The 10,774-nt window shown below is 32.7% G+C and carries 13 protein-coding genes; 3 read left to right on the forward strand and 10 right to left on the reverse strand.

Annotated elements, in window-relative coordinates; all coding sequences use genetic code 11:
- Positions 1–188 precede the first annotated feature (188 nt).
- Entirely contained in the window at positions 189–419 is a 231-nt protein-coding gene (locus VOI25_RS10575; protein WP_323789042.1) for a hypothetical protein, read from the forward strand.
- A gap of 91 nt (positions 420–510) precedes the next feature.
- Here the strand turns inward: VOI25_RS10575 and ettA are convergent, their stop codons facing one another.
- The 8 genes from ettA to VOI25_RS10615 all read right to left on the reverse strand — a co-directional run bounded on the left by ettA (position 511) and on the right by VOI25_RS10615 (position 5,913).
- Complete coding sequence (ettA, locus tag VOI25_RS10580) at positions 511–2,202, reverse strand: energy-dependent translational throttle protein EttA (protein WP_323789043.1); 1,692 nt, start codon at positions 2,200–2,202, stop codon at positions 511–513.
- Positions 2,202–2,384, reverse strand: coding sequence for a CAL67264 family membrane protein (locus VOI25_RS10585; RefSeq protein WP_040249340.1), 183 nt, complete (start codon positions 2,382–2,384; stop codon positions 2,202–2,204). Before VOI25_RS10585 ends, ettA begins: the two co-directional genes overlap by 1 nt.
- Before the next feature lie 95 nt (positions 2,385–2,479).
- Positions 2,480–3,196 (reverse strand): pirin family protein, encoded by a 717-nt coding sequence (locus tag VOI25_RS10590; protein WP_323789044.1) that lies wholly within the window; start codon positions 3,194–3,196, stop codon positions 2,480–2,482.
- Between the two features lie 30 nt (positions 3,197–3,226).
- On the reverse strand, positions 3,227–4,099 hold the full coding sequence (locus VOI25_RS10595; protein WP_323789045.1) for a pirin family protein: 873 nt from the start codon (positions 4,097–4,099) through the stop codon (positions 3,227–3,229).
- Positions 4,100–4,161: 62 nt separating this feature from the next.
- Entirely contained in the window at positions 4,162–4,599 is a 438-nt protein-coding gene (locus tag VOI25_RS10600) for a MarR family winged helix-turn-helix transcriptional regulator (protein WP_323789046.1), read from the reverse strand.
- Positions 4,599–5,015 (reverse strand): DUF1801 domain-containing protein, encoded by a 417-nt coding sequence (locus tag VOI25_RS10605; RefSeq protein ID WP_323789047.1) that lies wholly within the window; start codon positions 5,013–5,015, stop codon positions 4,599–4,601. The genes VOI25_RS10600 and VOI25_RS10605 overlap by 1 nt, the downstream gene beginning before the upstream one ends.
- A gap of 5 nt (positions 5,016–5,020) precedes the next feature.
- A complete protein-coding gene (locus VOI25_RS10610; RefSeq protein WP_323789048.1) occupies positions 5,021–5,551 on the reverse strand; it encodes an NAD(P)H-dependent oxidoreductase in 531 nt (176 codons plus the stop codon).
- A 5-nt stretch (positions 5,552–5,556) separates the two neighbouring features.
- A complete protein-coding gene (locus tag VOI25_RS10615) occupies positions 5,557–5,913 on the reverse strand; it encodes a DoxX family protein (RefSeq protein WP_323789049.1) in 357 nt (118 codons plus the stop codon).
- A gap of 149 nt (positions 5,914–6,062) precedes the next feature.
- Between VOI25_RS10615 and VOI25_RS10620 the strand changes: the two genes are divergently transcribed.
- Positions 6,063–7,691, forward strand: a complete 1,629-nt coding sequence (locus VOI25_RS10620) for an acyl-CoA carboxylase subunit beta (protein ID WP_323789050.1) — start codon at positions 6,063–6,065, stop codon at positions 7,689–7,691.
- Positions 7,691–8,956 carry an MFS transporter gene (locus VOI25_RS10625; RefSeq protein ID WP_323789051.1) on the forward strand — a complete coding sequence of 422 codons (1,266 nt, stop codon included), beginning with the start codon at positions 7,691–7,693 and terminating at the stop codon, positions 8,954–8,956. Before VOI25_RS10620 ends, VOI25_RS10625 begins: the two co-directional genes overlap by 1 nt.
- On the opposite strand, the gene VOI25_RS10630 is transcribed toward VOI25_RS10625, so the two are convergent.
- Together VOI25_RS10630 and VOI25_RS10635 are read right to left on the reverse strand one after the other, a co-directional pair.
- Complete coding sequence (locus VOI25_RS10630; RefSeq protein ID WP_323789052.1) at positions 8,953–9,555, reverse strand: hypothetical protein; 603 nt, start codon at positions 9,553–9,555, stop codon at positions 8,953–8,955. The genes VOI25_RS10625 and VOI25_RS10630 overlap by 4 nt on opposite strands.
- 90 nt (positions 9,556–9,645) lie before the next feature.
- Complete coding sequence (locus VOI25_RS10635) at positions 9,646–10,710, reverse strand: AMP-binding protein (RefSeq protein ID WP_323789053.1); 1,065 nt, start codon at positions 10,708–10,710, stop codon at positions 9,646–9,648.
- Positions 10,711–10,774: the final 64 nt, after the last annotated feature.

Below are 10,774 nucleotides of genomic sequence, written 5' to 3' on the forward strand. Positions count from 1 at the left end.
TTAAATTGAAAAAATAAATTTCCATCAAAAAATAAGTCAAATAGCTGTACAGAAGAGCTATAGGTTGAATGGTATAAAAAATCCGATGAAGTGTAAGTGTTAAAATGTAACTTTTTTATAACTAATTAGTTGGCATTTGGAATAAAATTGTATATTTGATGAACCAAATCTAATTAAACTTATAAAATATGTTAGCTAACTTCGTAAGGACTCATTCCCTCGTAAGCACTACTCAGCTCACTATTGTACTCATAATAACTGCCATAATATTTGCAGTCTTTATTGGCATTGCTGTCATTAAAATGTATAAACTTAAAGCTGAAAATAAACGTTTGATGGATAAAAGTAAATATAAATCTGATGTAGAGAAAGAATACACAGATTTCACAGATAGTCATTTGTATGATACTAAAGATTAATTCTATTCTTTGAAGTTTAGAGTAACAAAAACATAAACAAAAAGCCAGCAATTTGCTGGCTTTTTTGTTTTTGTAATGTAGAAATTCTAAACTATCTCACTAGTTTTTTATACTTAATACGCTTCGGTATTAAATCACCACCTAAACGTTTCTTTTTATTCTCTTCATAATCTGAGAAACTTCCTTCGAAGAAATACACTTGACTATTACCTTCAAAAGCTAATATATGTGTACAGATTCGATCTAAAAACCATCTATCGTGACTAATCACCACTGCACATCCAGCAAAATTCTCAAGGCCTTCTTCTAAAGCTCTTAACGTATTGACATCAAGGTCATTGGTTGGCTCATCTAAAAGTAATACATTACCTTCTTCTTTGAGTGTCATTGCTAAATGTAAGCGGTTACGTTCTCCTCCAGACAATAATTTAACTGCTTTATTTTGTTCACTTCCTGAAAAATTAAAACGACTTAAATAGGCTCTAGAATTAACTTGTTTTCCTCCCATCATGATCAACTCTTGTTCATCACTAAAATTTTGCCAAATCGACTTTTCAGGATCAATATTGGAGTGTTTTTGATCTACATAGGCGAGTTTTGCTGTATCACCAACTTTGAATTCACCTTTATCTGGAGTTTCTTCTCCCATTATCATTCTAAAAATGGTAGTCTTTCCAGCTCCATTCGGACCAATAACACCAACAATTCCAGCTTGTGGTAGATTGAAATTTAAATCTTCATATAACAATTTATCGTCATAGCCTTTGCTAACACCTATTGCTTCGATAACATTCGTACCTAAGCGTGGACCATTAGGAATATAGATTTCTAACTTTTCATCCAATTGTTTCTGGTCTTGACTCATTAATTTGTCATAATTCTTCAAACGCGCTTTTTGTTTCGTTTGACGACCTTTAGCACCTTGACGAACCCATTCTAACTCTCGTTCTAAGGTTTTTTGACGCTTAGAAGCGGTTTTGCTCTCTTGAGCCATACGTTTAGATTTTTGATCAAGCCATGACGAGTAATTCCCTTTCCATGGAATCCCTTCACCTCTATCAAGTTCTAAAATCCATCCAGCAACATTGTCTAAAAAGTATCTATCGTGTGTTACCGCAATTACTGTTCCTTTATATTGTGCTAAATGGTGTTCTAACCAATGTACAGATTCTGCATCTAAATGGTTAGTAGGCTCATCAAGCAATAATACATCTGGTTCTTGAAGTAATAAACGACAAAGAGCAACTCTTCGTCTTTCTCCTCCTGATAGTACAGATATTTTTTTATCACCATCTGGCGTACGAAGCGCATCCATAGCAATTTCTAGTTTCGTATCTAACTCCCAAGCATTTGAGGCATCGATTTGATCTTGAAGTTCGGCTTGACGATTCATTAGCTTTTCCATTTTATCAGGATTGCTATACACTTCTTCTAAACCAAATTGATCATTGATACTATTATATTCATCGAGAATGGCTACAGTTTCCGCAGCACCTTCTCGTACAGTTTCCATGACTGTTTTGTCTTCATCTAATTTAGGCTCTTGTTCTAAATAACCTACGGTATAGCCAGGAGAAAAAACAACATCACCTTGATAGTTTTTATCAACACCTGCAATAATCTTTAATAATGTCGATTTTCCAGATCCATTTAGACCTAAGATTCCAATTTTTGCGCCATAAAAAAAGCTCAAATAAATATTCTTTAAAACTGGAGTTTGTGCACTTTGAAATGTCTTAGTCAAACCAGACATTGAAAAAATTACTTTTTTATCATCACTCATTATACTCTACCTTTTAAAGCGTTAAACACCCAAGCAATAGCAAAAAATCCAATTCCAACGGCTGCAAATCCCCAACCCGCTACATCATCATATCTGAAGGCACCTAATGCAATTAAACCTAATCCTACTATTATCATAATTGTGGTAGCCCAAGCTAGCACAGTATTTTTATTCATTGCCATATTAATTTTTTTAAGGGAACTACAAATATCGCATTTTTAAACTAAAAAAAGCATCCAATTTAAGATGCTTTTTTGTTATCAATTATTTTATAGATTTAGTTCATTGGAACTTCAATGATTACCAAATTAGAATGTTGATTTGCTTTAATTTCAAGACTTTCAGTTTCGGAAACACCTAAGGCATCTCGTCTCCCTAAAATTGAGCTAGCGACTTCTATTTCGCCATCAACAACGAAAACATAGAGCCCATTTTGTGCTGCTTTCGTCTTTAAATTTATAGTGTTCTCTTTATCTAAACTCACTCTATAAATATAAGCCTGCTGGTTTATTGGTAAAGCATCTCCTTCTAACTTATCTTTAGGAGCAACAACAGTTTGTAACTTATTTTGTTTCCCTTCTGATGGAAATTGACGTTGTTCATAATTTGGTTCAACACCTAATTCTTCAGGAAGAATCCATAATTGAAGAAAATTAACTTCGTCTGTTTTACTATCGTTAAATTCAGAATGTGTTACACCTGTTCCAGCTGTCATAACCTGAACCTCACCTACTTCAATAGCACGTTTGTTTCCCATATTATCTTTATGAGATAATGCACCTTGCAATGGAATTGAAATGATTTCCATATTCTGATGTGGATGGGTTCCGAAGCCCATTTTTGGGAGTACAACGTCATCGTTTAATACACGAAGTGCTCCAAAATTCATGCGTTCTTCATTTTGATAACTTGCAAAACTAAAGGTGTGATATGATTTTAACCAACCATGGTTAGCGAAGCCTCTAGTGTTTGATTTATGAATTATTGTTTTCATAATTTCTGTTTCTTTTAGTTTTTGACTGTTTTAATTTGATGGAAGAAATCCCATTTTACCCATTTGATAATCTCGCATAGCTTCTAAAAGTTCTGTTTGTGAGTTCATCACATACGGTCCATAAGTTGCTACTGGTTCATCAATTGGCTCACCAGATAAAAATAAAAGCGTACTATCTTTATCTGCTTTTATAGAAAAACCATCTCCATCTGTATTAAATTCCATGAGTTGATTTTTATCCAATTCTATTACTTCTATTCCATTCACAGTTACTTTTCCTTTTAACAAATAAAGCAAACCATGATGTGAATTGGAATACGATATGGATTGCTCACCACCAGTTTTGGCTTCAATCATAAAAGCATTGACAGCTGTTTGTGTACTAATCCTTCCGAAGGTGTTATTAAGTTCACCAGCTATAATTCTGGTTTCTATTTTATTATCTTCGGAAGTAATCACATTAAACTCTTCATGCTTTGCATGTTGATAATTGGCCTCAATCATTTTCTTTTCTGAAGGTAAATTAAGCCACAGTTGAATTCCTTCAATCGTTCCACCTTTTTTGACTAAATCTTTTGTTGGACCTTCAGCATGAATGATACCACGTCCAGCGGTTGTCCATTGCACATCTCCTGCTTTTACAATACTTTCATTACCCAATGAATCACGATGTAATTGCTCACCTTGAACTAGAAATGTAACAGGTTCAAAACCTCTGTGAGGATGTGGACCTAAATCGAAAGGGTTATTATTTTCTGAAATCTCGTAAGGACCATAATGATGTAATAATACAAATGGATCAATCATTTCGATATGTTGAGTTGGAAATGGTTGACGTAATCTAATTGGTCCCATATTTACGAAATGACTTCGTCCTGCTCTTTTTATTGTATTTAGTTTCATAATATTTACTCTTTTATTATAATATTTTCCATGGAAAATATTTGATTAAAAAAACACGATTATTATCGCATTTTATCTAGCAGATTACTCAGTTGTTCTGCTTCATTCTCATTTAAGTTTTTTAGTAAGCTTCTATTAAAATCATTAGGTATTGACTCTAATAAATTCAAGCCTTCCTTTGTAATAGCAATCTTTACAACACGTCTATCCTCTTCGGATGGCAAACGCTCTATACATTGTTTAGCACACAATTTATCCATTAAACGCGTTGCATTTGGAGAACGTTCAAGCATGCGATCTTTAATAGTTTGAACGTTTAATGCTTCACCAGCGCCTTTTAAAATTCTTAAAATATTGTATTGCTGCGGAGAGATTCCATAATCTTTAAAAAACTCATTCTGACAGCTGGTTATCCAATTGGCTGTATAGATGATATTGAGCAATGCTTTTACTCTTTGATTTGGAAATGTTGAATTTATGTCTTTAGAAATGTTTCCCATTATAGACTGTTTTTTTTCATATGAATAAATGTATTGTTCATAAGCTCATTTAGATAATTAGAATCAACATCAGAAAGTTTGTTAATATATAAACAGCCCTTACTAATCTTATGCTTTCCTAGTTTTGACAACAACTCCGTCTCATCTTCCAATCCAAACATCAAATGCAAAGAAATATTGGCTTTTGTAGGTGAAAATCCAATTAGAAACCATTCGCCTTCTTTACCTGCTTTGGTTTTGTACACGTAACTACCAAAACCAACCTTTTTTCCTCCCCACATTTTAGCTTTAAATCCAGTTATTTGTTCAAGCATTTCAATTAATGTAAAACAATCAGCTTTTTTTACTGGATTTTCTATAGTGTTTATAAAAGCTATGACATCAGCATCATTTTCTTTAGTTTTTAAGTAAGACATGAATTCTATACGTTTTTATTAAACATTACAACTTGTTTCATAAGTTGATCATTTAATTCTGAGTTTATAATCTTTCCTTCTGAAAAATTCTCGTTAAATGAAGGTAATGAAAAATCTGCAACAATATTTCCGCCCATATAAGGGAAACGACCTTTAGCTATATCTAAAACAGTAGTTCCTCCTCTACCACCAGGAGATGAAGCCATTAATAACATTGGCTTATCACTCCATAATTTTCCATTGATTCTAGACATCCAATCAAAAATATTTTTAAAAACTGTAGCATAGGCTCCATTGTGTTCTGCTAAAGACAGAATGATGCCATCGCTAGATTTAATGTGTTCTAAAAATTTATGTGCATTATCTGGTATACCATGTTTTATTTCGTAATCAATGCCGTAAATAGGTAAGTCAAAATCATTTAAGTCTAATATGTTCACTTCGACATCTTTCACCAAAGTTGAAGCATATATTGCTAGTTGCTTGTTTATTGAATTCTTACTATTAGATCCTGCGAATGCTATAATGTGTTTCATAAGTATTACTTGTTAATTCTTTTGTTAAAAATATATGATATTATTAATAGGATTAAAGCGATTAAAGCTCCAGCCTGCTCGCCATCACTAATCATAACGTGTGCGAAAAACGCTAGTATGAAAGCAAAAAAGAAACCAGCGTAAGCCCACTCTTTAAGGACCTTGAAATTTGGATTCCAAAGTGCAATTAATCCTAATAATTTTGCTATGGCATATGGATATATAATATATGTAGGATAACCAAAACTAGTAAACATTACCGATACATCTTCATGTTTGAAAAAGTACATACCTACAGAAAATAACATTAATAATGTTAGTAACGTTGTTGCAGTATAAAAAATAATTTTGTCACGTTTCATGTGTATTGATTTTTATGATTGTTGGCACAAATATACAATAATAAATTTATATATTCCTAGGAAAATAATTCCATGTTATTAATTTTAACAAATTATTCACTTTTTAATCCGTTAAGGGTTTCGTAAATTCGTACGAAATAAACTATACTATGGATATCAACTTCAATAAAAACGAAGATCATAATAAATTACTCCTTTCCGATTTAAAAAAACGCTTAGCTAAAGTAAAGCTTGGTGGTGGTGCAAAACGAATAGAAAAGCATCATGCTAAAGGCAAAATGACAGCGAGAGAACGCGTTGATTATCTATTAGATTCAAAAAAATCATCCGTAGAAATAGGAGCTTTTGCAGGAGAAGACATGTATGAAGAACATGGTGGTTGTCCTTCAGGAGGAGTTGTAGTGAAAATGGGATATGTAAAAGGGAAACAATGTATTGTTGTTGCAAATGATGCTACAGTTAAAGCTGGAGCTTGGTTTCCAATTACTGGAAAAAAGAATTTACGGGCTCAAGAAATTGCAATTGAAAACAGATTACCAATTATATATTTAGTTGATTCTGCTGGAGTTTATTTACCAATGCAAGATGAAATTTTTCCGGATAAAGAACATTTCGGACGAATTTTTAGAAATAATGCAGTTATGAGTAGTATGGGAATTACTCAAATTGCCGCAGTTATGGGAAGTTGTGTTGCTGGTGGTGCTTACTTACCAATTATGAGTGATGAGGCTTTAATTGTAGATAAAACAGGTAGTATTTTCCTAGCTGGAAGTTATTTAGTTAAAGCTGCCATAGGAGAAACCATTGATAATGAAACTTTAGGAGGTGCTACAACACATTGTGAGATTTCTGGTGTAACAGATTATAAAGCTAAAGATGATAAAGATGCTTTAGAAACAATTCAGCGTTTAATTGATAAAATTGGTGATTACGATAAGGCAGGTTTTAATAAGGTTGCTTCTAAAAAACCAAAAGAAAACCCTGAAGACATGTTCGGAATTTTACCGCGTTCACGGGCTGATCAATACGATATGCGAGAAATCATTAAACGTTTAGTTGATAATTCTGAATTTGATGAATACAAGGAAGGTTACGGACAAACAATCATAACCGCTTATGCACGAATTGATGGTTGGGCTGTTGGAATCGTTGCTAATCAGCGAAAATTGGTTAAAACCAAAAAAGGAGAAATGCAATTTGGAGGTGTTATTTACAATGATAGCGCAGACAAAGCTACTCGATTTATTGCCAATTGTAATCAGAAAAAAATACCGTTAGTCTTTTTACAAGATGTTACCGGCTTTATGGTTGGTAGTAAATCTGAACATGGAGGTATTATTAAAGATGGTGCAAAAATGGTGAATGCCGTAAGTAATTCTGTTGTACCAAAATTTACCATTGTTATTGGGAATAGTTATGGCGCTGGAAATTATGCTATGTGCGGAAAAGCATATGACCCAAGATTAATTGTGGCTTGGCCAAGTGCAGAACTTGCAGTGATGAGTGGCAATTCTGCTGCCAAAGTACTGCTACAAATTGAAAAAGCATCGCTTCTTAAGAAGGGTGAGAAAATCACTGAAGAAAAGGAAAAAGAGTTATTCGATAAAATTAAAAACAGATACGATAATCAAGTATCACCATATTATGCAGCTGCTCGTATTTGGACAGATGCAGTCATAAATCCGTTAGATACAAGAACTTGGATTAGCATGGGAATTGAAGCTGCCGACCATGCTCCTATCGAAAAGCCATTTAATATGGGCGTTTTACAGGTATAATGAACTTTAAAAACACCAGTTCGCCAGCCTATGTCATCATCTTACTCATTTTAGCTGGTGAAGCTGTTTTTATATTGCCTTTTGTTTTGCAACGTATTTTCAGAACTACTTTCTTAGAATCCTTTTCTATTAGTCAGACTGAACTGGGAAGTTGTTTTTCAATTTATGGTATTGTAGCATTATTTTCTTATGTATTTGGAGGCCCTCTCGCTGATCGTTTTAAACCAAATGTATTAATGTCAGTTGCATTAATTCTTACAGGTTTAGGTGGTTGCTACTTAGCCACTTACCCTAGTCTTTTCAATCTACATATACTTTATGGGTTTTGGGGTTTTACAACTATTTTCTTGTTTTGGGCAGCCATGATTAAGGCAACAAGGATTTGGGGAGGAACTGACAAACAAGGTATTGCCTTTGGTTTTTTAGATGGAGGTCGTGGACTGGTAGCTGCACTTTTTGGTTCTGTTGGAGTCCTTATTTTTTCATGGTTTATTTCTAAGGACATAGAATTAACTTCAGTTGAAGAACGACGTTTTGCTTTTAAGGAGGTCATAACTTACACTTCTCTTGCTGTTATTACAGTTGGGATTATTGTGTTTTTCTTTTTAAAACTAAAGACAGAACAAGTTATTAAATCAGAAAAAGCTTCAAAACTCATCACAATTGAAAATTTTAAAATAGTATTGAAATTTAAGACTGTATGGTTGTTAATGATTATTATTTTATGCGCCTATTATGGTTATAAAATGACTAATCTTTTTAGTCAGTATGCAGAACAAATCATGTATTACGATAAAATTGAAGCTGCTAAAGTTGGAACTTACTTACTATACATGAGACCTGTTATTGGAATTGTCATAGGTCTTTTAGCAGATAGAACAAAAGCCAGTCTTTGGATTATTATAGGATTCTTTTTAATGACTTTAACAAGTTTAGTTTTTGCTTCAGGTATTATAATTGATTCAACTCCTTTATTGTTTATTTTATCAATAGGTACAATGGCTGTTGGAGTTTATTCTGCTAGAGTCCTCTATTTTGCTACCTTAGAAGAGGCTAAAATACCTTTAACAGTTACAGGTACAGCTGTAGGTTTTATCTCTATTATAGGTTATACTCCAGATATTTTTACAGGTTTAATTAATGGTTATTTTTTAGATGCTTACAATGCAGAAGTCGGACATCAAATTGTGTTTGCGATAATGGCAGGCTTTTCTTTGGTTGGATTTATAGCTGCTTATTTTTTATATAAAATGCCAAAATCTTAATCTTTAATTACAGAAATTATCTCAGGCAATAATGCCATTGCTGTTATTAAAACTACATTAGTTCTCTTCTTTGTTGCTTTTACATGTTGAACAATTTCTTCTTCATCACGCGATCCTTTTGGATTTCTAATCATAATGACAGAATTAACTGAATCTTCCATAAAGTTTTCTTTTGTAAATTCATAAGCAAGTTCTATTCCATCGTCATGAAATTCTTTAACGCTTGGTTTTAAATTTTCTATAGCATATAAAATTGCTTTCAAATCTTTAGGAGAGGATTGGTTTAGGGCAATTCCGCTAAAACCTGAATAGGTTATAATTGAAATAGAGTCATCTTCACTTAATCGTTTTGAAACCAGTTTGAATGCTTGATTCAAAATCACTATATGTTCTGTGCGTAAATCATTAACTGGTGTTTGAATTAAAAATGTAATGTTTTCTGAAGGCATATCTGAATCTTCAGTTTTGCGATCAATGGTATCTACAATAAATGTGATTAAATTATCTATTGAAACCGATTTTGTGTCAATATTTAACTCTTGACTTGTAACTATACTAGAAAAAAGCACTACTGAGAATGTGATTGTAAGATGTTTCATTTGCTTGGTTTTTAAATTCATAACAAACTTATAACCAAATCATTATATATAAAATGAATAATGAGTGTACTAATGATTTCAATGAGTAAACTAACTCAAAACTACATCTAGGATTTTTTTACGTTGAAGTTTTCCTGTTTCAGTTTCAATAAATTTTGGAATATTATAAATAACTTTCGGTGCTTCATGTTTCTCTAAAAGTGAAAAAACCTCTTTATCAATTTCAGTGGTTTCAGATTCCAATACAAGAATTACTTTCTGACCTAAATCGCTATCATTTTCTGATGCCACAAAGAAACGAGGCTCTATTAAATCTTGAAGTTTTAACTCTATTAACTCCGGAAACACTTTCACACCTCCAGAATTAATCATATTGTCATATCGTCCTAAAATTTCAAATTGGCTTTCAGAAATTAAATCAATTAAATCATTTGTGATAACAGTAGTCGGACTCAATTTTGGAGCTTCAATAACTAAGCAATCATTGTCATTTTTTGAAATACGCACATTTGGAAGCACTTCAAAAGCTTTACTATTAGACGTATTATGATTTAGTTTTTTTGCTGCAATATGACTAATGGTTTCTGTCATACCAAAGGTTTCATAAACTTGGGTTTTCAATTTTTGTATGGTCTCAATTAATGGTTTAGAAACACTTGCTCCACCAACAATAAGTGTTTTAATATTATCAATTCTACTTATTGAGTTTTTTAGTTGCAACGGAATCATAGCACTAAAATCGTAATGTTTTTGATCGTCGTAAGCTGGATAAAGCGTTGGTGCCACCATATCTAATTCTAAACCTAAAATCATAGCACGAACTAACATCATTTTTCCAGAAATATAACGACTTGGTAAACAATGTAAAGCTGTATCTCCTGGATTTATTTTGAAATAATTTCCTGTCATAATTGCAGAATTGACCATGTGCTTTTTCTTCAGTTTTATCATCTTTGGTAGTCCTGTTGTACCCGAAGTACTTACCAAAACATAGTCTTTTGAATCCAACCAATCCAGAAGAAAATTGCCTGCAACTTTTTCAAATGCCTCACCTTCTTTTACTAGGCTGTAAGCGACTTCTTGGAGCTCATCATGATTAAAAGTAATGCCATTAAACTTAAATTTTAAGTGAATTTTATCAAATGTCGGAGTCATTTTGGTATGATATTAGCTATACGTTTATATACTATTTTTAACACAACTAAGTTAAAGATAAATA

Source organism: Psychroserpens sp. (genome assembly GCF_034670085.1).
Lineage (GTDB): Bacteria > Bacteroidota > Bacteroidia > Flavobacteriales > Flavobacteriaceae > Psychroserpens.

Coding starts and splice junctions, on each gene's coding strand:
- VOI25_RS10575 (WP_323789042.1), top strand. CDS start 189: ATGTTAGCTAACTTCGTAAGGACTCATTCCCTCGTAAGCACTACTCAG.
- ettA (WP_323789043.1), bottom strand. CDS start 2,202: ATGAGTGATGATAAAAAAGTAATTTTTTCAATGTCTGGTTTGACTAAG.
- VOI25_RS10585 (WP_040249340.1), bottom strand. CDS start 2,384: ATGGCAATGAATAAAAATACTGTGCTAGCTTGGGCTACCACAATTATG.
- VOI25_RS10590 (WP_323789044.1), bottom strand. CDS start 3,196: ATGAAAACAATAATTCATAAATCAAACACTAGAGGCTTCGCTAACCAT.
- VOI25_RS10595 (WP_323789045.1), bottom strand. CDS start 4,099: ATGAAACTAAATACAATAAAAAGAGCAGGACGAAGTCATTTCGTAAAT.
- VOI25_RS10600 (WP_323789046.1), bottom strand. CDS start 4,599: ATGGGAAACATTTCTAAAGACATAAATTCAACATTTCCAAATCAAAGA.
- VOI25_RS10605 (WP_323789047.1), bottom strand. CDS start 5,015: ATGTCTTACTTAAAAACTAAAGAAAATGATGCTGATGTCATAGCTTTT.
- VOI25_RS10610 (WP_323789048.1), bottom strand. CDS start 5,551: ATGAAACACATTATAGCATTCGCAGGATCTAATAGTAAGAATTCAATA.
- VOI25_RS10615 (WP_323789049.1), bottom strand. CDS start 5,913: ATGAAACGTGACAAAATTATTTTTTATACTGCAACAACGTTACTAACA.
- VOI25_RS10620 (WP_323789050.1), top strand. CDS start 6,063: ATGGATATCAACTTCAATAAAAACGAAGATCATAATAAATTACTCCTT.
- VOI25_RS10625 (WP_323789051.1), top strand. CDS start 7,691: ATGAACTTTAAAAACACCAGTTCGCCAGCCTATGTCATCATCTTACTC.
- VOI25_RS10630 (WP_323789052.1), bottom strand. CDS start 9,555: ATGAAACATCTTACAATCACATTCTCAGTAGTGCTTTTTTCTAGTATA.
- VOI25_RS10635 (WP_323789053.1), bottom strand. CDS start 10,710: ATGACTCCGACATTTGATAAAATTCACTTAAAATTTAAGTTTAATGGC.